We start from the raw sequence: 24,466 nt of genomic DNA on the forward strand, positions 1-24,466 counted from the left end.
GCGCATAAGCACTGGCATGCCTGGTCGTTACTACGCGCGCGGGGTTGATCCACCTCGCGCGCGTGGCCATAAAGCCTTCCGATAATATCGGGCTACCACATCGGGCGTGCTGTTGATCTTACTTTACGAAGGCATTCACTTATCCAACGTAAAGGAAGATGTCCATGCCTGTCATCCCGCCAAGTCCGGCCGAAAACCTGCTGAAAAAAGTCGTAGCTGCGCAATTTTCCACGCGGCCCTCACTGCGCTCAGTTGTTGCTCAAATGCTGGCCAGCAGGCTGGAAGAGTACTATCCGCCGCTGTTATCCATTCCCCTTTCAGGTCTTTGCCTGGCGCTACCTCGCGAAGGTAGCGGCCGAGGTCTGCATCCGCTACTGGATGTGGCGCTCCAACATCTTGCCGACGGCAGTTTTCCCGACCTGTCGTTTCGCTACGGACTGGACGCTTACCTGAGCGACACAACCGGTACCCGGCTCACCTTTCAAGCCAATGGCGAGCGCAACTATGACCTGCATGTCTTTGAAGACGCGATACGCGAGCTGCCCCTGATTCTGTTTGTCGGCGCGCAAGACGCGCTGGCCACTTACTGGGAGCAGGACAGCGATGCTGGCGGCAGCCGCTGGCAATGGTTGGCAAGTGTGCTGCGAGGCCGGCTGAGCACCTCGGCCGTACGCCAATCCGGTGATGATGCCCAGCAACTGCAAATACTCAGCACCCTGGCCGACTGTCCCAGCCGAGAAGCCAGGTCCGAACGGCCATGGCCCGATAACGCTATTCACGCGTACACCCTGGAAACCCAGCTGGTGCGGGGGAATACCACGCTGACGCTGCAGGCCAGCGATATCCTGGTGGTCAGCGGCAGCCGCGTGTTCTGGTGCGGCTTGTCAGGCCAGATCCTGTCCTATGCCGGCCTGGATGCTTTCGGTGAAGCCTGGGGCAAGCGCATGCAAGCGCAATGGATCGCCGATACGATCACCTGGCGGCAGTACGAACCCGACGGCGATATTTTCGAGGTGCAAGCCGCCCTGGTCTTGAATCAACAACTGGACGCGCTGGCTCGCATACGCCTGCCCGCCGACAGCACCGTCCAACGACTGGAGACGCAGTTTGACGCCCTTACTGATCCGGCCGAACTGTTTAGCCATGCGCCGCGCGTGCCCGGCCAAACACGCCTGCCGATCCAGGCCGCCCTTCCTGACTGGCTACGCGACGCCTCGTCTGCCGACCGCTTTGCCTTTCATCAACGCCTGCTCGAACAAGCCAACCTCAGGCGCCTGACACACGGCAAAGGCTACCTCGACGGGCTGGACGATATCCGCACCTACGCCACCCGGCACCTGGACCATCAACTGTGCCTGGACCGAAATGCCGCCCTGCATGGCGAGCGCACCTGCACGGACATTGCCCACTCGCCCTACACGGCCGACACCCTGCACCTGACCTTCCATGTGCCCGTGGGCACGTTGCAAAGTGGCTATATCGAGAACGTCCCGATGAGCCTGGTCGACCTGGCCCTGAAGAACCTCAGCGGAACACCCGCCGGGCGCATGACAGTGCAGCACACGGGAGGGCTGCCAATCGAACCCTGGCTGACCCCGGAATACCTGCTCCAACTGGTGCAACGCGTTGATGTCGGCCGCAATTACCCGGCTTACATTCAACAGGGCCTGCTCAGTGATGAAGCAGAGGCGCAACAACGCAAGCGCCTGTTCTGCCAGCAACGCCCCATCGACCTGAAAAGCCTGGCCCTGGAGCACAAAATAAAGGGCGAAGCCGGGCTGACGCTGAGCGGTTTGCGCTATGTCAACGCAGTGCTCGGCGCCCACAGTACAGAGCGTTGGGCGGGTGCCGATGAAGTCGTGATGCGCGTGCTGGCGTTTCAGCGCAAGCCCGGCGCCAGGGCGGATACGGTACAGAATATGTTCATCATCGAGCCCCGCAACGGGCAGCCGGGGCCGCGTCTGCTGTATCGCCCCGCATACCGCCAGTCGCTGATGGAATTCGTCGACCGGGAGAGCCTGCTGGCGGCCATCATCGAACCTGGGGCGCTCCAGGACAGCGTATTGGCCTGGTTGAAAGATGACGCCCGGTCTATCTACAGCAACGGTGGGTTCAAGGAGCCCCATTACGTGCGTGTCAGCGGGATCGGTTCAGAGTTCGATCCCTTGCCCAGGGTTCCGCCTCCCGCCACCCTTGCCCTGCCTGGAGATGAAAGCAACGATCGGATTCTGCAAGCCCTCAATGCCAACCAACTGATGGAGTACCTGTTTGAGTGCGAAGCGCGTCAGTTGCTGGACCAGGCCGACCGCGATTCAACCTCCAACGCTGAAAGCCGTTGGGCGTTAATCCTCGAAGGCATGCAACTGGGCTTCAATACGTTGTTGATGCTGGTACGCGGACCGTTGGCGGCCGTGGGCTGGTTCATGCAACTGGCACAAAGCCTCAAGCAAGACGTGCCGGCACTGGAGAGCGACGACCCGACTGCCAGGGAACTTGCCTGGGTCGACCTGTTGCTCAATACCAGCATGGTGTTGCTCCACTTCGGCTTGCCCACCCAGGCAGCAAAAAAGCCCGCCGTCGCCGATGAGCCGGCTCCACCGGCCCTTGAACAATGGCCATTGAGCCGCCCATCCACTCAAACGCCCCCCGCCTCTGCCGTGGTTCAGCGGGGCATCGTCGGCTTACCCTCCGAGCCCCCCGGTGGTGGCCGCACGCTGTTGGACATTGACCGCTCACTGGCCGGCGACAGTGCTTCGGCGCGCCTGCTGAAAAAACTGTTGGGGTTCAATATTCCCTGGCCTGAACCGGCCCCGGAACCCGTCGCGCTCGGCCCGCAACGGGGGCTGTTCAGGCTCAACCAGCGCTGGCATGCCTCGGTGGGTGGCCTGCTGTTTCGCGTCAGCATCGTCCCGGGCTTTGACGAGGTGTTCATTATTGACCCCGAAAAACCCGACCACCCTGGGATCAAGCTGCGAACCGATGGCTCCGGCCACTGGACCCTGGACCGCGGGCTGAAACTGACCGGCGGTGGCCCCAAGCGCGTGGCGGCTTTACGTGAAGCGAATCGGCTCCAAAGGGAGCAACTGCTGGGCCGCATTCAAGTGCTCAGTGTGGAGATCACCCCCACGATGCACGCGTTCAGGGCATTGCTCGATGGGCTAAACAGCGAGCGCAAAACCCTGCTTCAACACATCAGCACGTTGAAACTGGTATGGAACCTTCTGGATAAAGCCACCGACACGCAAAAACCGGCCCTTGAAGCTCGCCACGAGCAAGAGATATCAAGCTATTCAAAGGTACGCACACGCTATGAAATTGCTCTGGAAAAGGCGGAACAACAGTACGCACTGTTACTGCCCAAGCGTATTGAACTGTTCAAGGCGGGACAGGACCTGGAAAAGTACGCAGGCGCTCGTGGCCACGTGCAGGACCGGGCAGCTACCCTGAAAACACTCTGGGAGGACCAACTGCGCCTGCATATCCATCTGCAAAAATGGGCAGAGACGTTTCTATTCACCGATCGTGGCGAGCCCATGAGCCAACTGATTCAACGGATGTTGCCTGAGATGCAGAGCGGGCGCCCTTGGACGTACAAGGAACACGTGACCCGATCGATTGAACTGGCAGACGTCATCCACCGTATGGCCGCTCGCTCCCGCGAGATGGAAACCACCCTTGAGTTATTGGAACAGGACTCTGTAGCAGGACGTGTGATTCGTGAAGAGTTGCTGGCAAACATTGACACGCTCCAACACTTTTTTTCAGAGAACCTGGAGCTCCACGCGCTGATCCCGCTATCGTGGGCAGTGGTCAAATTATCAGCACTTGAGCCGCCGCCACTGGAGGCGCTGTACATCGAACATCTTGCCGATTCGAACCTGAGCCAAACCTTGCTTTCGCACACCGAAGTACGCAGCAGCACCGGCTACCCTCTCGATCAACAGCGCATGCTATATGACACGCTCCTCGGTAAATACCGCAGCTACGAGCGCGCCATTGAGGCCCTCACGTTTATCAATCCAGAACGCGTCCACCCTGTCTCCGAACGCCTCATGAATGGGCTCAGGCAGGCGCGGATGCTGGCCGAAAACGAGCTGGAAAGCGTGGTGCGCAGCCAAGAGGCACTGGAGGTCGAAGCGTTGTCTTCAAGCTTGCGCAGACCGAAAGCGCCTACAAAGCGCATATTCAAAACCCGCAAAAGAAACTACCTGGTCGGTGACCTGAAGCCTGCTGACAGCCAACACCCTCAGGAACGTCTGATCATCACCAACACCTTTACCGGTGAAACCGTGACCTCGTTCGAGCCCTATGATGCTGACAGCTGGGTAGAAACAGTCCAACAACCCCTAGCCACACCAGCGCCCGCCGCAAGTATGCGCCCCCTGGCAACGCTCAAGACTCAGGGCGAGAAACTGATCCGGCAACGCACAGAGATCGAACGGGTAATCACCGCACAACAACAGAAGCTGGAATCTCCCATTACCCGGCAAGACATCAACCCCGCGGACTGGGACGAGTTGCTCACCGGACAGGCGAAAAAACTCACCGACCTCGCCGATGAAGTCGCGCACGCTCACCACAACCAACCTTCAGCGCAGGACCTGATCGACACCTATCGGGCACACGCCAGGGATATGGAGCGCATGGCGCAGCGGGTGTGCAGTGAGGCCTATAAACGCCAGTGGCCAAGCCTGGAAAGCCTCGAGTATCTATGGGGGCAAAAACAAATCGATATCAACCTTACCAGCCGGGCAGATCCGCAGCGGCCCACCCTGGGCGGCGATTTCTTCACCGAATACGCCGTGTATGACAAAGCGCAAAAGCCGCCGGCGGTGCTCTGGTACGCCCACTTTCACTACGCCACCGCCGATGCACCGCCAGCCAGCTACACCCGGGCCCATCTGAAACTCGCCAGCCAGCGTAAATACACGCAAAAGGACCTGCTCAAAGAGCATGTACAAACACGATTACGCAACCAGCAGTCGCCTGGGGCCGAACCTATCGAGAAAATCCTGTATGTGTTGATCATGCCGCCTCAGGATCAGCTGTTTTTAGCCATCGCCCCTTCAGCCACCTGATCACCTACGCCCGATGATGCTGACATCGGGCGTCTCTGCGCAGCTGACGGAATCAGTGCGCAAACAACGAGTTGCCCTTCTGCCCCGCCAGCTTCTCGGGCTTGATCAGGAAACGCGCGAGTGCCGGCAGCAGCCACAGTGCACCGAACATGTTCCACAGGAGCATGAAGGTCAGCATCAGGCCCATGTCGGCCTGGAACTTGATGGCCGAGAAGATCCAGGTGCACACGCCGATCGCCAGGCACAAACCGGTGAACAGCACGGCTTTACCGGTGGACTTGAGGGTCTGGTAATAGGCTTCCTGCAACGGCAAACCGGCACGCAGGAAGCTTTCCAGGCGGCTGTAGATGTAGATGCCGTAGTCCACGCCGATGCCCACGCCCAGGGCTACCACCGGCAAGGTCGCGACCTTGACACCGATGCCCATGAACGCCATCAGCGCGTTGCCCAGCACCGAAGTCAGCACCAGTGGCAGCACGATGCACAGGGTCGCCGCCCAGGAACGGAAGGTGATCATGCACATGGTCGCCACACACAGGTACACCAGGACCAGGATGGTCAGCTCGGACTCCTTGATCACCTCGTTGGTGGCCGCCTCGATCCCGGCGTTACCGGCGGCAAGGATGAATTCCAGGCCGTCCTTGTTGTTGTCCTTGGCGAAGTCCTGCACCGCATGCACCGCGCGGTCGAGGGTTTCGGCCTTGTGGTCGTTAAGGAACACCAGCACCGGCGCCAGCGAGCAATTGTTGTTGTACAGGCCATCGGCGCGGGCGATGGAGTTGTTCAGCACATCGGGGTTACGCGACAGGGTTTCCCACTTGAGGTTGCCCTCGTTCATGCCCTTGATCATCTGCTTGGACACGGTCACCAACGAGATCGCCGACTGCACGCCCTCGGTGTTCTGCATCTTCCACATCAACTGGTCGATGGGCGCCATGGCTTCATAGCGCGAGCAGCCTTCGGCCTTGGTCTTGACCATCACCACCAGCACGTCGGAACTGGTGGAGTAGTTGCTGATGATGAAGTTGTTGTCTTTGTTGTAGCGCGAGTCCGGACGCAGTTCCGGCGCGCCCTGGTCGAGGTCACCGATCTTCAGGTTCTGGCTGTACCAGAGGCCGCCGCCGAAGGCGATCAGCGCGAGCAGGACCGATACCGGCGCGACTTTGGCGCTGGCGAATTTGGACAGCAGGCGCCAGAACGGATGTTCGCGGTGCGCGTCCTTCTTGCTCCGGGCGATGGCACGCTTGCTGATGCCCGCATACGAAATCGCCACCGGCAGCAGGATCAGGTTGGTGAACACGATCACCGCCACGCCGATGGACGCGCCGATGGCCAGCTCACGGATCACGCCGATGTCGATGATCAGCAGTGTGATAAAGCCCACGGCGTCCGCGAGGATCGCGATCATCCCCGGCAGGAACAGTTGCCGGAAAGTACGCCGCGCGGCCGTCAGCGCGTTGTCCGCCTCACTGGATTGCAGGGCGATACCGTTGATCTTCTGCACACCGTGGGAAATCCCGATGGCGAAGATCAGGAACGGCACCAGCATCGAGTACGGGTCCAGCCCGAAGCCGAAGAAGTGCATCAAGCCGAGCTGCCAGACCACCGCCACCAAGGTGGTGCTCAACACCGCAATGGTGCTGCGCAGGCAATTGGTGAACCACAGTAACAGGACCAGGGTGATGACGAACGCGACGCCGAAGAACAGCACCACCATCACCAGCCCGTCGATCAGGTCGCCGACCTTCTTGGCGAAGCCAACGATGTGGATCTTGACGTTGGGGTTCTGGGCTTCGAACTTGTCGCGGATCTTGTCTTCGAGTTCATGGGAAAACTTGCGGTAATCCAGGGCCAGCAACTTGCCCTGGTCCTGTGGGTCCGGGTAGGACTCCAGCAGCGGAATATCGACAATGCTTGATTTGAAGTCGTTGGCCACCAGACGCCCGACCTGGCCGGACTTGAGCACGTTGTTGCGCAGTTGATCGAGGCTTTGCGCCGAGCCGTTGTAGCTCTGCGGGATGACTTCACCGCCGGCAAAGCCCTCTTCGGTGACTTCGGTCCAGCGTACGCTGGGGCTCCACAGCGACTTGAGGCCCGAACGGTCGACGCCGGAGATGTAGAACACCTCGTCGTTGATCTGCCTCAGGGTCTCCATGTACTCCTTCGTGAAGATGTCACCGTCCTTGGCCTCCACCGAGATACGCACCGTGTTGCCCAGGTTGGCCAGGTCGTTGCGGTGCTCCATCATCTTTTCGATGAAGGGGTGCTTGAGCGGGATCATCTTTTCAAAGCTGGTGGACGGGCGAATCAACGTCGCCTGCCAGAACAGGAAAACACTCACCAGCAGGCAGATGACGATCACTGCCGGGCGGTTGTTGAAGATCAGGCGCTCAAGAAAGGTCGCTTTATCGTTGTGATGACTGCTCATTCTTTGCCCGCCTTCTTATTGTTTTGTCGGTTCAGCGCCGGTTGGCGCGGCCACACGAACACCGCCCTGCCCGACCAGAATCAAGTTGCCATTGCCTGCCGCCGTGACGGCCGACAACGAAATGCGGTCCGGGCGGTTGAACACGCTGAAGGTCTGGCCGTCGTCATGGCTGACCACCACGCTGCCGCCGTTACCGACGACCACGATGGCGCCGTCCTCCAGCAACGTCGCCCCCGACAAGCCGAACTCCAGGGCGCCGCGTGCGGCATTCAGTTCGACCTGTTCCCAGGTGCTGCCGAAATCCGTGGAACGGTAAAGGTTGCCGCGCAAGCCGTAGGCCAGCAGGGTCTGCGGTTGTGCGGTGCTGATCACGCCAAACAGCGAGCCCTCGTAGGGGCCTTCGAGTTTTTCCCAGGTCTGGCCGTCGTCGCTGGAGCGGAACATGCTGCCCTGCTCGCCGACGATAAACAGCCCGGCGTCCTTGATCTGGGCGATGGCGTTGAGGTGGAACTGGTCTTCGTTGTCGAGGCGGTCGCTGACGTCTTCCCAGGTCTTGCCGCCGTCGGTGGTTTCGATCAGCGCACCGTAGGCGCCGACGGCCAGGCCGTGGCTGGCGTCCTTGAACCAGATGTCGAGCAGCGGGGATTCGCGCTTGAGGTCCTGGTATTGCTGGGTCCAAGTGGCGCCGCCGTCGGAACTGGCGAGGATTTGCGCATCATGGCCGACCGCCCAACCGTGCTGGTCATCGACGAAATACACCGCCGTCAGCAGTTGCCGGGTGGGGACCTTGGCTTGAGTCCAGGTACTGCCCTGGTCATCGGAATAGAGGATGTGCCCGCGATCACCGACCGCCACCAGCCGCTTGCCGGCATGGACAACATCGATCATCAGGCCTTTGGCGGCCTTGGGGGATTCAATCGCAAAAGTGGTATCGCTGGCGGCCTGGACGACCGTCGGCAATGCGACAGCGCCAAACAGCGAGAGCGCTGCGGCCAGCAACGCAACCCTGCGTGCGGCGCGTGGGCGGCAAACAACCCAACCCATGACAGGCTCACTCATAGACCTTTCTCCCATTTATTATTGTTAGGTCGTCTCGCCTTCCCGGGCCCTGAAACCTGCAATCTAGAGCGCCTGGAGGAAGCAGGGGCCATCCTATCGGGCTTTCGAATCGTCTGACAATCGGTGCTACGTTATCTTTTGTTAACTGGCGGCGTTTAGCCATGCCTGAATAGCAGGGTATTAGCCAGGCTGATTAATGAATTTTTATTCCATATCTTGAATTATAGGAATTTTTATTCCATTAATAGCCTTCCTGAAAACAATAATCCAAAGGACCACGGCTATGCGTGAACTCGGAATCGGCTTGATCGGCACAGGCTTCATGGGCCGCGCCCATGCCTTGGCGTTCAACAATGCCCGGGCGGTATTTGAACTGCCGGTACACCTCAAGCTGGCCGCCCTGGCCGATGCCGACACCGAACGCGCCCAGCGCTGTGCCACGGCCTGGGGGTTTGCCAAGGCCCACGGCGACTGGCAAGCGTTGATCAACGACCCGTCGGTGGACGTCGTGGCCATCACCACTCCCAACCACCTGCACTACCCCATGGCGATGGCGGCGATTGCAGCGGGCAAGGCGGTGTATTGCGAAAAACCCCTGGCGGTCAGCCTCGAACAGGCCGACGCCATGCGCCGCGCCGCCAGTGCGGCCGGGGTGGTGACGCGGGTGGGCTACAACTATCAGCACAACCCGATGATCGGCCTCGCGCGGCAACTGATTGCCAAGGGCGACCTCGGCGAAATCATCAGTTTCCAGGGCGAGTTCAGCGAAGACTTCATGGCCGACCCGGCGTCACCGTGGTCGTGGCGCTGTGAAGTGGCACACGCCGGTGGCGCCCTGGCGGACCTGGGCAGCCACTTGCTGTCGATGGCGCGTTATCTGATGGGCGACGTGACCCGCGTGTGTGCCGACACCCAGACCGTCCACGCCCAGCGCCCGGCCGTCAACGGCAGTGCCGAGCTAAAAGCCATCGCCGTGGATGACCAGGTACATGCCTTGCTGCGCTTCGCCAACGGCGCGCGCGGCACGGTGAGCAGCAGTTGGCTCAAGCACGGTTACAAGAACCACCTGAGTTTCGAGATCAGCGGCACGAAGGGTACGTTGGCGTTCGATCAGGAACGCTTGAATGAACTGCGCCTGTGTCGTGTCGGCCAGGACGGTTTCCAGCGTTTGCTGGCCGGCCCTGCCCTGCCCGGCTACGCGGCCTTCAGCCCGGCTGCCGGGCATCAGTTGGGTTACAACGAACTGAAGACCCTGGAAGTGCAGGAATTGATCATGGCGCTGGCCGGCCAGGGCGCGGATGGCACCGACTTTGAAGCGGCGTGGGAGGTGGAGCGGTTGGCGACGGCGATTCGCGTGGCTGCCCGTGAAGAGCGCTGGGTCAACGTGAACTCGGTTTGAACATGTGAGAGGGAGGCCCCACTACCTCTGTGGCGAGCGGGCTTGTCCCGCGTTGGGGTGCGAAGCGCTCCTGATGAGGACGAATGCGGTGTATCAGGCGCTCCACTGCGGCTGGTTTTGGGGCTGCTCCGCAGCCCAACGCGGGACAAGCCCGCTCGCCACAGGGAGATTTGTCAGGGTCTGAAAAGTTGTGTGGATACCTATGCCCCGATGGCGGAGTGTCAACCAATGTATTTTTAACTGATGCACCGCTATCGGGACATCGCTATCTACACAACGTTGTAGCAGCCAACGGCAACCACGATGCGAAGCGAGCCGCCCTTGATCTTGATCTTAGGCGCCCCGTTAAACCACGCTGGCCGGAATTCGATAGTGATTTGGGGGGTAAACCGGCAGGGATGCCGGTTTAGCCGCCCCGCGCCATGGATGGCGCGTGGCGGCGGCCCCCCAAATCACTGTCGGATTACGGGCACACCGAGCCTAGGCGAGGTGCCGAGTGGTGGGGCAAGAGCCCTTTGCTTACTTTGGGGCTTTTCCAAAGTGAGCCGCCGTAAGGGCGGAACCCATAGCCGCCGTTACCGCAGCAACGGATATGTACTCGGTCTGATCCAAAAAAATGGTCGGCCCAGAGGCCGCCATCGGGGGCAAGCCCCCTCCCACATTTAGGTAGGTCACCTACACACATTTAAATCAGCGCAAGGCTCGGCGCAGTACCTTACCCACCGTAGTCTTGGGCAACTCGGTACTGCGAAACTCCACATACCTGGGCACCTTGTACCCCGTGAGGTACTCCCGACAGTGCGCAAGAATCTGTTCCTGGGTCAGCTTCGGGTCCTTGCGCACCACGATGATCTTGACCCTCTCGCCCGTCACGCCATCTTCCACCCCGATGGCCGCCACTTCGCCAACCCCCGGGTGCAGCGCCACCACGTCTTCGATTTCATTGGGGTAAACGTTGAAGCCCGAGACCAGGATCATGTCTTTCTTGCGGTCCACCAGGCGGATATAGCCGCGTTCGTCCATCACGCCGATGTCACCGGTCGACAGCCAGCCCTCGGCGTCAAGCACCTCGGCGGTTTCCTTCGGACGCTGCCAGTACCCCTGCATCACCTGCGGACCGCGCACTTGCAGTTCGCCCTGCTCGCCAATCTCGGCCAGTTCGCCGTCTTCACGCATGAACCGCACCCAGGTCGACGGCAACGGGACGCCGATGCTGCCGGTGAACTCCATTTCGCGCATGCGCGCAATGTTGATCGGGCTGATGCTCACCACTGGCGAGCACTCGGTAAGGCCGTAGCCTTCGATGATCGGCAGCCCGGTGACTTCCTTCCAGCGCTTGGCCACCGCAGTGTGCGTGGCCATGCCGCCGGCGATCACCATGCGCAGGTCGGAGAAGTCCCGCGCACAGAACTCCTTATTCTCCAGCAAGCCGTTGAACAGCGTATTAACCCCGGCGATGCCATTGAAGCGTTCCTTGCGCAGGATCATCTGCACCCGTTTCACATCCCGAGGGTTGGCGATAAGGATGTTGCGCCCGCCCAGGCACATGAACATCAGGCAATTCACCGTCAGCGAAAAGATGTGGTACAGCGGCAGCAGGGTGACGTTGGTTTCCTGTTTGTCCTGGTCCAACTGGTCGCCGACCCAAGCCTTGGCCTGCAACAGGTTGGCGATGATATTGCGATGGCTGAGCATCACGCCCTTGGCGTCCCCCGTGGTGCCGCCGGTGTATTGCAGGAAGGCCAGGTCGTCGAGGTGCATGTCCACCGGGAAGTGGTTGAGCGCGCGGCCCTGTTTCAGCACCTGGTTGAAGCGCACCGAGCCAGGCAGGTTGAAGGCCGGCACCTGCTTTTGCACGCGGCGCAGGATGAAGTTCATCGCCGCGCCCTTGAAGGTGCCGAGCAAGTCGCCGATGGCGGCCACCACCACGCGCTTGACGCTGCTGCCGGCGATGACTTTTTCCAGGGTGTGGGCGAAGTTTTCGAAGATCACCACGGTTTCCGCGCTGCTGTCCTTGAGCAGGTGCTTGAGCTCGTGGGAGGTGTACAACGGGTTGACATTCACCACCACCGCGCCGGCCAGGATGGTGCCGAGCAAACAGATCGGGTACTGCAAGCAGTTGGGCATCATCAGCGCCACGCGGTCGCCCTTCTTCACGCCCTGGCCCTGTAGCCAGCCGGCAAACGCAATGCCTTGCACCTGCCAGTCGGCGTAGGTCATTTCAGTGCCGATGCTGACGTAGGCGACCCGCTCGCGAAATTTCTCCAGATGCTCCAAGAACACCTCGCGCAGCGACGGGTAGTCCTCGATAGCGGCATCGATGTCTGCCGGGACGCCGGGCAGGTAAGCGTTCAACCAGACCCGTTCGGTGTGTTCCAGGCTGATAGCGTTCATGGCAGTCTCCTTATTGTTGTTTTTGATAGCGCTACTTTTCGACGATGGCGGTAATGCCCAGCCCGCCCGCCGCGCAGATGGAAATCAGGCCGCGACCGCCGCCCCGTTCGTGAATGGCCTTGGCCAGCGCCGCCAACTGCCGGCCACCGGTGGCGGCAAACGGGTGGCCGCAGCCGAGGGAGCCGCCATTGACGTTCATTTTGGCGCGGTCGATGGCCCCCAGCGGCGCGTCCAGACCCAGGCGCTCGCGACAGTAATCGGCGTCTTCCCAGGCCTTGAGCGTGCACAGCACCTGGGCAGCAAACGCTTCGTGGATCTCGAAGAAATCGAAGTCGGCGAAACTCAGCCCTTCGCGCTTGAGCATGCGCGGTACGGCGTAGGCCGGGGCCATCAGCAGGCCTTCGCTGCCGTCGACAAAATTCACCGCCGCCGTCTCGCCCGTGCGCAGGTAGGCCAACACCGGCCAGCCATTGGCGGTCGCCCATTCTTCGCTGGCCAGCAGCACCACCGAGGCGCCATCTGTCAGTGGCGTGGAGTTGCCCGCCGTGAGAGTGCCGTTCTGGCGGTCGTAGGCCGGGGACAGCCCGGCGAGTTTCTCCAGGCTGGCGTCGGCGCGCAGGTTGTTGTCCCGCGCCAGGCCGCGATGGGGGCTGATCAGGTCGTCGAAGAAACCGCGCTGATAAGCGGCATCCAGGCGCTGGTGGCTGGTGAGGGTCAGCTCATCCTGGGCCAGGCGCTTGATCTGCCAGCGCTGGGCCATTGCCTCGCAATGCTCGCCCATGGACAAGCCGGTGCGCGGCTCACCATTGCGCGGCAACAGTGGCTTGAACAACATCGACGGACGCACCTTCAGCAACGCCTTCAACGTGTCGCCCATGCCCTTGGCGCGGTTGGCCGCAAGCAAGGTGTGGCGCAGGGATTCATTGATGCCGATGGGCGCGTCGGAGGTGGTGTCGGCACCACCGGCGATGCCCACCTCGATCTGGCCGAGGGCGATTTTATTCGCCACCAGCAAGGCCGCTTCCAGGCCGGTGCCGCAGGCTTGCTGCACATCGTAGGCCGGGGTCTGCGGCGACAAGGTGGTCGACAACAGCGACTCACGCGCCAGGTTGAAATCCCGCGAATGCTTTATCACCGCGCCGGCGGCAAACTCGCCCAGACGCTGGCCGTGCAGGTTGTAACGGTCGACCAGGCCTTGCAGCGCCGCCACCAGCAGGTCCTGGTTGCTGTCGTGGGCGTACACCGTGTTGGAACGGGCAAACGGGATGCGGTTGCCGCCGATAATCGCCACGCGGCGGGTCGGGGACGGGTTGAAGCTGTAGTCACTCATGGATGGCTCTCATTCCAGACAAATAGCCCGCGCATATGCGGTTTGTCGCCGGCGAAATTGCGCACTTCGAATTCGCGGCGCGGGCCGCTCACGGGGTGCTGCCACAGAGCGACCTGGCCGGGCAAAAAGATCGGCAGTTTGAAGTCGCAATGGGCTTGGGCCTGATCCAGGCCACCGGGCGGTTGTTGAGCGGCCAATGCGCGGCCGAGGGTCCACATGCCATGGGCGATGGCGCGGCGAAAGCCGAAGAGCCTGGCGCCGATCAGTGAGGTGTGGATCGGGTTGAAGTCCCCCGAGACCTTGGCAAAACGCCGGCCCAGGTCGGCGGGCAGCATCCAGCGCTGGGTGCGCAACAGGCCCTCCTCCTGCAACGCCAGCGCGTCCTCCCACGGCTCGCCGACGGGACCTTTCACCTCGCGGCGCAGGTACAGGCTGTCGCTTTCCCACACCAGGGTGCCGCTGCTGTAGGCACGGGTGGCGATGCTCAGCGCCTGGCCCTTGGCATGGGCCACCCAGCGTTCGCAAAAGACTTCCAGGCGCAGCGCCTGGCCTTCATGCAGGCGCTGGTGCTGTCGGATACGGTTGGCCAGGTGCACCATGCCGCTGGCCGGGTACGGAAAACTCGGACGGGTCAGCAGCATCAGGTGCAGGGGGAACGCCAGCACATGGGGGTAGGACAGCGGCACGCCCTGCTCGCGGCGAAAGCCACAGGCACGGCCGTAAGCCGAAATGCCCGCAGCAGACAATTCCACCGCCGAGCGCACCAGGCGCTCCTTGGGCAACAGCGGTGCGCCCTCGAGCTTGGGTTTGCGCAGGCCACGCACGCCGTCCAGCAGCAGGCGCGTGCGCGATGGCGGTGGGTCGACGATCTGCGTCACGTAGTCCATGGACTCAGGCTCCCAGCAGGCTTTGGCCGCACACGCGCACGACCTGACCGTTGACCCCGCCCGATGCAGGGTGCGCCAGCCAGGCAATGGTTTCGGCCACATCGATCGGCTGCCCGCCTTGGGACATCGAGTTCATGCGCCGCCCCGCTTCGCGAATCATCAGCGGGATTCTTGCGGTCATCTGGGTCTCGATAAATCCCGGCGCCACCGCATTCACCGTGACCTGTGCCGCCGCCGCACGCGGCGCCAGGCCTTGCACCAGACCAATCACGCCGGCCTTGGAGGTGGCGTAGTTGCTTTGCCCGAGGTTGCCGGCAATGCCGGAGATCGACGACACACACACGATGCGCCCGCCGGGGTTCAGACCCTGGCATTCCAACAGGGCGTCGCTCAGGTGCAACGGAGCTTCGAGGTTGACCGCCAGCACACTGCGCCAGGCCGCTTCAGTCATCTTGGCAATGGTCTTGTCGCGGGTGATCCCGGCGTTGTGCACTACCACGTCGAAGGCGCCGTATTGGCTGACATGGGCTTGAAGCTGTGCAGCGGCATCCGCCGCCGTGATGTCCAATGGCAGCGCCGAACCGTCCACACTGGCGGCCGCCTGTTGCAGCGATGCCTGGGCCTGGGGCACGTCCACGCAGACCACATGGGCGCCATCGCGGGCGAGTACCTGGGCGATGGCTAGGCCGATGCCACGGGAAGCCCCGGTAACCAGCGCGCGTCGGCCGGCGAAGGGTTTATCCCAGTTGACGCTGGGGTGACCGTCCACCGGTTTTTCCACCCGCACCACCTGCCCGCAGACGTAGGCCGAGCGGCGCGACAGGAAGAAACGCAGGCTGCTGTCCAACGCCGCTTCGGCACCCGGCGCGACGTAGATCAACTGCACGGTGATCGCGCGGCGCAGCTCCTTGGCCAGCGAGCGCACCAGCCCTTCGAGGGCACGCTGGGCGATGGCCTGGGGCAAGTTCGCGCAGTGTTCGGGCGCCGTGCCCAACACCACCACGCGACCGTGCTGGCCGAGGCGTTTGGCGTTGGCGTGAAAGAATTCGTACAGCTCATCCAGCTGTTTCAGGTCGACCACAGCGCTGGCGTCGAACACCGCACCCTGCACCTTGACCGTGGACGGCGCCTTAGGCGTCGCCGGGGTGGCGGTGACCGTGTCGGTGGCGCTGAAAACCTGTTGCACCTGCGCAACCAGGCGCCCTGCCCCGGCGACAATCACCGGGTTGACCAGGCCTGGCTGGCCGCTGCGATGGCGCTGCAACGGCACGGGCTGAGGCAAGCCCACCGCCTGGGCCAGGCGACGGCCCCAGGGGGAATTGACGAACGATAGGTAGCTGTCACTCATATCCGCATTCACTCACAACACATTCTGACCTTGTAAACCCGATCCAATGTGGGAGGGGGCTTGCCCCCGATAGCGGTGATTCAGCCAATGAGCCGGCGACTGATGGATTGCTATCGGGAGCAAGCCCCCTCCCACACTGACCGCGTTTGTCCTAGTTGACCGAGGCGTTTTCACCTTGGGCGGTTCGGCGCTTGGGCGCCGGTTCCAACGCCTGTTTGCGCTGCTGCAACGCCTCCAGCAAACCGAAGTCCTGGGGGAAGTCATCCACCTGGATAGCGTGGTCGGCGTATTCCACATAGCGCGCCAGCAAGGCATCTTCGTCGTCGCTGATCAGGTCCAGCGCCCGTGCCTTGACGCGCCAGCCGGTAAAGGCCGTGGTGGAGATCGGCATCGGTTCGAGCAGGCCTTGCTTGATGGCCGGCTTGAGTCGAGCGTCGATCAGCTCCACCTGCGGCAACAGGCGAAAGCCCAATTCGCCGTAGGCCAGCTTGTCGATTTCCGGGCGTGGAATGTAGGAATTGGCCAGCAGGCGGTCGCGGGTTTCGCCGGGGGTCTGCACCACATCGGCCACCTGGGCCAGCAGGTGATCCGAGGGTTTGCGCAGCGGGATACCGAACGGGAACGTCAAACCTCGCAGCACCGCAGCCGCTGTTGTGGAGGGGTAGTTATCCAGCACTTCGGCGAGGGCTTCATGGGCACGCAGCAACGCGTCCTGTGCCGCCCAGTGCACCAGCGGCAGGTCTGCCTGGGGTCGGCCGTCGTCCTCAAAGCGCTTGAGCACGCAAGACAGGATGTACAGCTGCGACAGAATATCGCCCAAGCGCCCGGTGATACTTTCCTTGCGCTTGAGGGCACCGCCCAGCACGCCCATGGAAATATCCGAGACCAGCGCCAACACCACCGACAGACGATTGGCCTGGCGATAGTAGGACGCCAGCGCGGGGTCGGTCTTGGCCGGTACGGAAATCAGGCGCCCGCCGGTCAGAGAATGCACCGCCGCACGTACGGTGTTGGCCAGCACGAAACTCACATGGCCGAACATCGCGCTGTCGAACGCTTCCAGCGCCTTGCGCCGGTCCGGGTTGCGGGCGGCTTCCATTTCGCGGAATACATAGGGATGGCAGCGGATCAGGCCCTGGCCAAAGATGATCAGGCAGCGCGTCATGATGTTCGCGCCTTCCACCGTAATCGCGATGGGGCTTTGCTGGTAGGCGCGAGCCAGGAAGTTATTGGGGCCCATGCAGATGCCCTTGCCGGCAACAATGTCCATGCCGTCGTTGACGATCATCCGCGCGCGTTCGGTGACGTGGTACTTGGCGATGGCCGAGATCACCGAGGGTTTCTCACCGGCATCCAGGGACGCCACCGAGACCTTGCGCACCGCATCGCAGGCATACAGGTGCCCGGCCATACGCGCCAGCGGCGCCTGCACGCCTTCGAACTTGCCGATGGGCAGGCCGAACTGTTTACGCATCGCCGCGTAGGCCGTGGTACCGCGCACCGCGACCTTGCCGAGGCCGACGTTGGCCGATGGCAGCGAAATCGCCCGGCCGGCGGCCAGGCACTCCATCAACATGCGCCAGCCGTTGCCGACTTGCTCGCGGCCACCGATAACCCATTCCAGCGGGATAAACACATCCTTGCCGGTGGTCGGACCGTTCTGGAACACCGCGTTGAGCGGCCAGTGGCGACGGCCGCTGTTCACGCCGGGGTGGGAGGTAGGAATCAGGGCGCAGGTGATGCCGAGCGAACCTTTCGGCCCCAGCAAACCGTCCGGGTCTTCGGCACGAAACGCCAGGCCAAGCACGGTGGCGATCGGCCCCAGGGTGATATAGCGCTTGTCCCAGGTCACGCGAAACCCCAGCACTTCCTGGCCTTCATGGGTGCCTTTGCAGACGATGCCCAGATCTGGAATCGCCCCGGCATCAGAGCCGGCATACGGGCTGGTCAGGGCAAAGCACGGGATGTCTTCACCCCGCGCCAAACGCGGCAGGTAGTAATTGCGCTGGGCGTCGGTGCCGTAGTGCAGCAGCAGTTCGGCCGGGCCCAGGGAGTTGGGCACCATCACCGAAATCGCCGCCGCCGAGCAGCGCGTCGAGAGTTTCATCACCACCTGGGAATGGGCGTAGTGGGAGAAGCCTTTGCCGCCGTACTGCTTGGGAATGATCATGCCGAGAAAGCCGGCGTCCTTGGTGTACTGCCAGCCTTCGGGGGACATGTCCTGCCAGACCTGGGTGGTTTCCCAGTCGTTGGCGATGTCGCACAGGGTTTCCACTTCATTGTCGAGGAAGGCTTGCTCCTCGGCGCTCAGGCTCGCCGGGGCCGCTTGCAGCAGGCGCTGCCAGTCGGGTTGGCCGCTGAACAGCTCAGCGTCCCACCACACCGTGCCGGACTCGATAGCGGCGCGTTCGGTGTCGGACATCGCCGGCATGATCGTGCGAAACAGGTTGAGGGCCTTGCTGGTCAACAGCGTGCGGCGCAGCGGTTTAAGGGTCATCAACAGCGCCGGTAACACCACCAGCACTGCTGCGACGGTGGCGCCGAAAGCCACCACTACGTTGAACAGGTAACCAATCGCCAACCAGACCAAGCCAGCGCCCAACCACAAGGTGGCGGCGGCTTGTCGATACGCCAGGGCAATCGCAGCTGCGAAACCCACCAATAACCAGATAACCATGGGATACCTCTACTCGATTCAGGGCGTGGTTTACGTGCGGAAGGTCGGATTGACCTGCGGCGTAAAGCCACACTACAAACTTGGAAAGCTAAATTCAAATTTTGTTTTGAAATTTTTATTTAATGCTTTGGCGAAAAAATTGGCGGCTGAATGGGTCAGCCTGATGGGTTGATGGGATGAGAAAATCGGAACGGGTCGCGCGGGCAACCCGTCGATGCATGACCGGTGTGAAACCGTGCAGAAAGATGCGCTGACGGCAGGTTTACACCGGTATTGCGCTCGGCAGCGGCGCATCAGAACTCGTAGGTTAAGCCCAGGCTGACAACGTCCCCATAGGCATCGGCCTTGCCATCCAGGGTTGCCCCACCCAGGCGGTCCTGGTTATGCGTCTGCAGTTTGGCCTTCTCTACGAACTGGTGGGAGTACGACCCGTCGATACCCAGGCCTGGAATGGCGCGGATTTTGTAGCCAAACCCCAGGGACGTGAAGATCCGGTCTCCGTCCGGGATACGCGGATCGCGTGTGGAATTGCGCGTTGGCGTCTGGTCGGTGGCGACACCGGCACGCAGGGTAAAATCGTCGGTGAGCTTGTAGTCACCGCCGAGGGAGACCATCCAGGCGTCCTTGTAGTTATAAGGGATGGCAACAATGGTCGTGCCCTCAGATTTCAAGGTCAGGTTCTTGAACGATGACCACTGGGTCCAGGTGACGCTGGCACCGAGGGTGAATCGGTCGGTGAACTGGTGCACCCAGTCAACGGAGGCGTTAGCGGGAACGTCCAGTTGAGTGGTGGCTTTGGCTCCGTTGTTATTCAGTGTGAGCCCAGGATAGGCAGCCTCGACAAGACCGGAGTCGATCAGCCCCGAAGAAAGCGGGTCCGCGTAAATGCTGTATTTGCCCTCCAGCTTGTTCTTGATCTTGGCGTGGTAGTTAAGGCCAATAGTGTCTTGCGGCGTAGGCTTCCAGGCCAAGCCTGCGAACCAGCCTACCGAGGTATTGTCCACCTTCACGCGCATCAGCGTGTATCCCGCGCCAGAAGGAAAGGGAACACCTATGTTGGGCGACAGGGCCGCAGCGGCAAACAAGTCGACGTTCTGGCTGACGAAGCCTTTAGTGTGCTGGACGATGGCGCCGGCGCCGACAGAGAACTCATCATTGACCTTGAAGGACAGGGAACCGGTTACCCCCACCGTTTCGATCCGCGTGTCGACGGCGAAGTCACGGCCGATCCAATCGTCATCCCAAGTGGTGCGCGCGCCCATCGGCACGACCTGACTGAGACCGAAGGCAAAACGGTCACCCAGCGGCATCACCGCAAAACCGGTCGGCAACCAGGCAGTGAAACCACCCTGCCCTCCGTCACCTGTACGAGGTTCAGAGGAAACGGCACCCGTCAGTGGGTCAAGGGTGACTTTGGCTGGATCATTACCGGCGTAATCCTTGGCGGTGCCTTTGTACTTGATATTGATACGCGCGTAATCGATGTTGAATTGCGCAATGTTGTGATCAATGAACGCCATCGCCGCAGGGTTGTTGTAGGCCGCTGACGGGTCGTCTTTGAACATTGAACCACCGCCAAATGCACGCCCCCAACCTTCCGCGCCGAACGTAGGGGTAGCGAAGCCACCGGCTTGTACGGATCCGGCAGCGACCATCCCGCTGAGTACTGCCAGCCCCAATAATGTGCGAGCGTGTTGTTTTTTATTATTCATTTACCACTCCTTATTATTTTAAGCATCGGCATTACCGGAATGCCTTGTTCCGCGGCCTTTTCAGTTATGTCCACATCGAATAAACACTCATTACAGCAACGTTCTTTAAAGCCATCACAGAGATAGATATAGACAGCAGACGCCCTGTTATAGGCGCCTGCCCTTTAGCGGGTGATCAACCCTTAGTTCTTAAATAAACATCAAGGAACAACGGTGATAGGAGTGGAGGTGGCCGAGGTAACGGTCACGCTCAAGTTTTGCACTGTGCAGTTTGGAGCCAACGGTTGATTGGTTGCCGTCAGGACGTGTGAAGTGTTGTTATAACCGACTGTGATAGTCGAAGGACCACAAGCGGTTGCAGGCAACGGTGGAAGGGTAATGTTGTATCCAACACCGGTGACATTCCCGGCCGCAACGACACCCGACAGACTGGTAGCGCTCAAGACCCAAGGTGTGCCAGTAATCACTGGACGGTGGCACAGATCATTAGAGCCGCCGACCACGACACCGGTAATCTGACCTTTACCGACACCGTCGACATTCCCGGTAAAGGTCACATCACACGTAATCGCCGCTTGGAACGAAGTTGGAGATTTGACGGTAATCGTACCAGCAGCCGTGAACCCAGTGTTGAGTGGGCTGAGACTGACAGCATTCGCCATCGAAGCAGCACCCATGCAAACAGCCAAAGCAGACAACGATACGAGGGTTTTCAAACTTTTCATTGTTTTTCCTCACATGTTATGGCGAATTCATTTCGCCAGGGGTAATGGCCATGAACGAGAGGTCACGGTGAAACTGCAGAACTTCCCTTTCCAGCCAAATTTCAATTCAATTACCGCAGCACGTTATTCAACAACTTTGAAGTTCGGTGGCATCTTGATTGACACCGTCTTGATCTTGCAGTCTTCGCCAATCGGTACATTGGCCGCTTCCAACTTGCCGGTGGCGTTATCCCAGGTGCCATCGGCGGTAGAAGGCCCGCACTTGCCGCCCAGGCCGAAGGCGTGAACATCGACGCTGATCTTCGACATGGAACCGCTCTTGGTATCTTTGGCGACCAGTATCCACGGCAAGTTGATGGCTTCGACCCGGCTGCATTTGAGGCCGCCGTCGAAGTCGACTTTGTCGACATTGACCGAGGAACCATCCGCAGCGACCTTGCCGGCCACCTTGATGGTGCAATCGGCGCTGATCAGCGCGCCTTTGGAAAAGCTGATCGGGCCTTGGGCGGTAAAGGCGCTGCCGGCCGGTTCGATGCGTGCGGCCTGAGCCTGCTGATAGGCGATCAGGCCCAACGCGGCCAATACAATATGGGTGGTGAACTTGGCAGGTGTTTGCATGGTGTACGTCCTTCCCTTTAATTATTTTTGTTCGGGTCAAAGCACTTTCTCTGGGCGATAAAATCCTGCGCGGCAATCAGGCCCCGAGCACACAACAAAACTAAGTGTTACTTCAGATCAAAACGGCTTGGCACTGCCGCTGTACTTCTCCAGGTACTTCAAACGCTGTGAAGGTTGAAGATTGGTCAGGGTGATATCCCCGGCATAGTGATTAAGGACGCGATGGTCCATGCGCCGCCGCCACAAGTACGGCACATACGCCCAGACAATCATGCTCGCGTAGCCATAAGGCAGTTGCGGTGACTCCTCGAAGTGGCGCAATGACTGATAACTACGCGTGGGATTGGCATGGTGATCGGAGTGCCGCTGCAACTGGAACAGAAAGATATTGGTGACAATCCGGTTACTGTTCCAGGAGTGCCGAGGCGAACAACGCTCATAACGACCGTTAGGCAACTTCTGACGTTTAAGGCCGTAGTGCTCCACATAGTTCACCACTTCCAGCAACGAGAAGCCGTAAATGCCCTGGATAATCAGGAACGGAATCACCGCCGCCCCCAGCCAGGCAATCATCGCGCCCCACAACACCACGCTGTACATCCAGGCACTGAGTACAGCGTTTTTCCAATGCCAGGCCGGCAGGCCGAGTTTGCGCAGGCGCTCGCGCTCCAGGTTCCATGCCGAGCGTGCACTGAACCACACCGAACGCGGCAGGAAGGCCCAGAAACTCTCACCCAGGCGTGAGCTGGCCGGGTCTTCCGGCGTGGCGACGCGCACGTGATGGCCACGGTTGTGTTCGGTGTAGAAGTGCCCGTAGAACGTCGGTGCCAGCGTGACCTTGGCCAGGAACACTTCCAGGGCATTGGGCTTGTGCCCGAGTTCATGGGCGGTGTTGATGGCAATGCCGGTGGCGGCCCCCGTCGACATGGCCATGCCCAGGTAGGTAAACCAGCTCGGTTCGCCATGCAGTTGCGTACGGTCGGTGATGTAACCGGCGGCGTGGGCCAGCCAGCTGGAAGGCTCAAGGTTGGCGGTGGCGTGCAGCAGGCCACCCTGGATGATCCAGTCGATGCCGCCGGCGGCCAGCCAACCGGTAATGACCACCGACGAGATGACGAACAGCACGCCGGTGTAGACGATCCAGCGGTAGTAGCGTTGGGATTCAAGGTGGTTGACGGCAGATTCGGGCGGGTTGCTGACGTCTTCGCCGAGCAGGCCGTCGATCAGGGGGATCAGGCCAAAGATCACCAGTACACCCACCCACCACAGTTGCTGGATGCCGGTGGTAATGGCGAGCGCGCCGGACAACAGCGGGGTGGCCAATGGCATGATGCCCAACCACCACAGATGGCGCTTGCCGTCGGTCCAAACGCTGGGTGCTGCCAGAGTCTGGTTCATGGCAGCCTCCGGGGCAGGCAGGCGGAAAACAGGTTCAAGGAGCGCTGGATGCTCCGGGAAATCAACCATGCGATAAAAGACGTTTTTTTCATTGTTATTCGCTCTTAGGCATTTCAAAAATCATTTCAAAATAAATATTGAAATATTTTTTTTAAATAAATAACGCGGAATCGTTAGGTCGTCAACTACTTTTTCAAGGCCTTTTGGGCGTGACCGAGCAGTCTCTTTTTCAGCCGTTTAGTCAGGTCTCTAGGGCAAGCATTTGCGACGTTCGCCCCCACAATGAGGGCCACGATTATTTGTTCGCCAAGGCAAAGGGCGGATGCAGGACCGTGGCCGTTTCCACTGGGCGCACGCGCTTGGCCACGTGCAATACGGCCTCGACCACCCGCGCCGTGGCGGTAATCGGCAGCATGTGGCCGCGCCCTTCCACCACTTGCAGCTTGAGGCCTGGCACTTTGTCGGCGAGGGCCTGGCCATGCTGGCGAAAGTCCAGCACCTTGTCCCGCGCGCCATAGATAAGGCCGATGGGCAGGGTCAGTTGCGGGTAGCGCTTGACCATCCCAGGCAGGTAGTCGTTGACCAACACAATCTCGCTGGAGGCGGCGTAAAAGTTGTCGGGACGCATACCCAGCAAGCCGCCGCCCTGGGTGGCGAAGTCCTCGGGAGCGGGGTCCGGCGCAAACACGCCCTTGACCACCGAACGTCGGGTCAGCAGGCCAATGGGCACGGTGAGCGTGTGGGCTACAAAGCGTCGCAGCCAGGCCGGTCGCACCGCCAGCGACCAGAACACCAGCGGCAATGTGGGTTGGGGATGGGTCAACGGTGCCACCAGCACCAGGCCCGATACAGCCTCGGGATGATCGAGGGCCAGGGCCAGGGAAATCGCGCCGCCGAGGGAATGCCCCAGCACCACAGGCTTGTCCAGGCCAAGCGTGTTGATAAAGGCCGCGACTTGCCGCGCCTGGGCCGGCAAGTCCGCAGCCGTAGCTTTATGCCGCGTGGAATAACCCGACCCGGGACGGTCGAGGGTGATCACCCGAAAGTGCTCACGCAATTGGCCGGACAAGGCATAGGTCAGGTTGCGACTGCTGCCCATCAGCCCGTGAATCATCACCAGCGGCGGGCCCTTGCCCTCTTCGACATAATGAAAGCGCTCGCCCTCCACCTCCACGAAGCGCCCGTTGATGGGGACAGCGGCTTCGATGCGCCGCGTCATCCAGGTGCTGAAGCCCCACAACACGGCGCTCGCCCCCACCAGTACACCCGCCACAATCAACCATTGCACAGCCATAGCTCGGTCCTCAGCTTCCCTGTTGCCGGCGACCTGACCGGAATTGGTCAAGGCCTCGGCCAACGTCCACACCCTGGACCTGAACGGCGTGCGTACTACGCTCGTCCGTCGGACAAGTC

General features: G+C 60.9%; 14 protein-coding genes. 2 read left to right on the forward strand and 12 right to left on the reverse strand.

What is annotated here, in order from left to right; all coding sequences use genetic code 11:
- Nucleotides 1-164 precede the first annotated feature (164 nt).
- Nucleotides 165-5,078 carry a hypothetical protein gene (locus tag AB1462_RS07050; RefSeq protein WP_367246444.1) on the forward strand — a complete coding sequence of 1,638 codons (4,914 nt, stop codon included), beginning with the start codon at nucleotides 165-167 and terminating at the stop codon, nucleotides 5,076-5,078.
- A gap of 52 nt (nucleotides 5,079-5,130) precedes the next feature.
- On the opposite strand, the gene AB1462_RS07055 is transcribed toward AB1462_RS07050, so the two are convergent.
- Nucleotides 5,131-7,506: an RND family transporter gene (locus tag AB1462_RS07055; RefSeq protein WP_367246446.1), complete on the reverse strand. Its 2,376-nt coding sequence runs from the start codon at nucleotides 7,504-7,506 to the stop codon at nucleotides 5,131-5,133.
- 15 nt (nucleotides 7,507-7,521) lie between these two features.
- Nucleotides 7,522-8,550: a WD40/YVTN/BNR-like repeat-containing protein gene (locus AB1462_RS07060; RefSeq protein ID WP_367246564.1), complete on the reverse strand. Its 1,029-nt coding sequence runs from the start codon at nucleotides 8,548-8,550 to the stop codon at nucleotides 7,522-7,524.
- A 298-nt stretch (nucleotides 8,551-8,848) separates the two neighbouring features.
- Between AB1462_RS07060 and AB1462_RS07065 the strand changes: the two genes are divergently transcribed.
- Entirely contained in the window at nucleotides 8,849-9,964 is a 1,116-nt protein-coding gene (locus AB1462_RS07065) for a Gfo/Idh/MocA family protein (RefSeq protein ID WP_259193080.1), read from the forward strand.
- Between the two features lie 690 nt (nucleotides 9,965-10,654).
- Here AB1462_RS07065 and AB1462_RS07070 read toward each other — a convergent pair.
- The 10 genes from AB1462_RS07070 to AB1462_RS07115 all read right to left on the reverse strand — a co-directional run bounded on the left by AB1462_RS07070 (nucleotide 10,655) and on the right by AB1462_RS07115 (nucleotide 24,347).
- Complete coding sequence (locus AB1462_RS07070) at nucleotides 10,655-12,358, reverse strand: AMP-binding protein (protein ID WP_259193082.1); 1,704 nt, start codon at nucleotides 12,356-12,358, stop codon at nucleotides 10,655-10,657.
- A gap of 31 nt (nucleotides 12,359-12,389) precedes the next feature.
- Entirely contained in the window at nucleotides 12,390-13,688 is a 1,299-nt protein-coding gene (locus tag AB1462_RS07075) for an acetyl-CoA C-acetyltransferase (RefSeq protein WP_367246448.1), read from the reverse strand.
- Nucleotides 13,685-14,575 (reverse strand): MaoC/PaaZ C-terminal domain-containing protein, encoded by an 891-nt coding sequence (locus tag AB1462_RS07080; protein WP_259193084.1) that lies wholly within the window; start codon nucleotides 14,573-14,575, stop codon nucleotides 13,685-13,687. Before AB1462_RS07080 ends, AB1462_RS07075 begins: the two co-directional genes overlap by 4 nt.
- Nucleotides 14,576-14,579: 4 nt before the next feature.
- Complete coding sequence (locus AB1462_RS07085; RefSeq protein WP_367246449.1) at nucleotides 14,580-15,923, reverse strand: 3-oxoacyl-ACP reductase; 1,344 nt, start codon at nucleotides 15,921-15,923, stop codon at nucleotides 14,580-14,582.
- Between the two features lie 151 nt (nucleotides 15,924-16,074).
- The gene (locus tag AB1462_RS07090) at nucleotides 16,075-18,600 is read right to left on the reverse strand and encodes an acyl-CoA dehydrogenase (RefSeq protein WP_090403433.1); all 2,526 of its coding nucleotides are present in this window, start codon (nucleotides 18,598-18,600) and stop codon (nucleotides 16,075-16,077) included.
- A 293-nt stretch (nucleotides 18,601-18,893) separates the two neighbouring features.
- On the reverse strand, nucleotides 18,894-20,312 hold the full coding sequence (locus AB1462_RS07095) for an outer membrane protein transport protein (RefSeq protein WP_315338450.1): 1,419 nt from the start codon (nucleotides 20,310-20,312) through the stop codon (nucleotides 18,894-18,896).
- Nucleotides 20,313-20,512: 200 nt separating this feature from the next.
- Complete coding sequence (praB, locus tag AB1462_RS07100) at nucleotides 20,513-21,037, reverse strand: alkane oxidation protein activator PraB (protein WP_259193087.1); 525 nt, start codon at nucleotides 21,035-21,037, stop codon at nucleotides 20,513-20,515.
- A gap of 123 nt (nucleotides 21,038-21,160) precedes the next feature.
- On the reverse strand, nucleotides 21,161-21,655 hold the full coding sequence (gene praA / locus AB1462_RS07105; protein ID WP_090403428.1) for an alkane oxidation protein activator PraA: 495 nt from the start codon (nucleotides 21,653-21,655) through the stop codon (nucleotides 21,161-21,163).
- A gap of 117 nt (nucleotides 21,656-21,772) precedes the next feature.
- On the reverse strand, nucleotides 21,773-23,053 hold the full coding sequence (locus AB1462_RS07110; protein ID WP_259193088.1) for an alkane 1-monooxygenase: 1,281 nt from the start codon (nucleotides 23,051-23,053) through the stop codon (nucleotides 21,773-21,775).
- 295 nt (nucleotides 23,054-23,348) lie between these two features.
- Nucleotides 23,349-24,347 carry an alpha/beta fold hydrolase gene (locus tag AB1462_RS07115; RefSeq protein ID WP_367246452.1) on the reverse strand — a complete coding sequence of 333 codons (999 nt, stop codon included), beginning with the start codon at nucleotides 24,345-24,347 and terminating at the stop codon, nucleotides 23,349-23,351.
- Nucleotides 24,348-24,466: the final 119 nt, after the last annotated feature.

It is taken from the genome of Pseudomonas sp. SB113, assembly GCF_040754745.1.
GTDB classification, from domain to species: domain Bacteria; phylum Pseudomonadota; class Gammaproteobacteria; order Pseudomonadales; family Pseudomonadaceae; genus Aquipseudomonas; species Aquipseudomonas grimontii.

Bases quoted from the DNA above. Each gene is read 5' to 3' on its own strand.
- AB1462_RS07050 (WP_367246444.1), top strand. From the start codon at position 165: ATGCCTGTCATCCCGCCAAGTCCGGCCGAAAACCTGCTGAAAAAAGTC.
- AB1462_RS07055 (WP_367246446.1), bottom strand. From the start codon at position 7,506: ATGAGCAGTCATCACAACGATAAAGCGACCTTTCTTGAGCGCCTGATC.
- AB1462_RS07060 (WP_367246564.1), bottom strand. From the start codon at position 8,550: ATGGGTTGGGTTGTTTGCCGCCCACGCGCCGCACGCAGGGTTGCGTTG.
- AB1462_RS07065 (WP_259193080.1), top strand. From the start codon at position 8,849: ATGCGTGAACTCGGAATCGGCTTGATCGGCACAGGCTTCATGGGCCGC.
- AB1462_RS07070 (WP_259193082.1), bottom strand. From the start codon at position 12,358: ATGAACGCTATCAGCCTGGAACACACCGAACGGGTCTGGTTGAACGCT.
- AB1462_RS07075 (WP_367246448.1), bottom strand. From the start codon at position 13,688: ATGAGTGACTACAGCTTCAACCCGTCCCCGACCCGCCGCGTGGCGATT.
- AB1462_RS07080 (WP_259193084.1), bottom strand. From the start codon at position 14,575: ATGGACTACGTGACGCAGATCGTCGACCCACCGCCATCGCGCACGCGC.
- AB1462_RS07085 (WP_367246449.1), bottom strand. From the start codon at position 15,923: ATGAGTGACAGCTACCTATCGTTCGTCAATTCCCCCTGGGGCCGTCGC.
- AB1462_RS07090 (WP_090403433.1), bottom strand. From the start codon at position 18,600: ATGGTTATCTGGTTATTGGTGGGTTTCGCAGCTGCGATTGCCCTGGCG.
- AB1462_RS07095 (WP_315338450.1), bottom strand. From the start codon at position 20,312: ATGAATAATAAAAAACAACACGCTCGCACATTATTGGGGCTGGCAGTA.
- praB (WP_259193087.1), bottom strand. From the start codon at position 21,037: ATGAAAAGTTTGAAAACCCTCGTATCGTTGTCTGCTTTGGCTGTTTGC.
- praA (WP_090403428.1), bottom strand. From the start codon at position 21,655: ATGCAAACACCTGCCAAGTTCACCACCCATATTGTATTGGCCGCGTTG.
- AB1462_RS07110 (WP_259193088.1), bottom strand. From the start codon at position 23,053: ATGAACCAGACTCTGGCAGCACCCAGCGTTTGGACCGACGGCAAGCGC.
- AB1462_RS07115 (WP_367246452.1), bottom strand. From the start codon at position 24,347: ATGGCTGTGCAATGGTTGATTGTGGCGGGTGTACTGGTGGGGGCGAGC.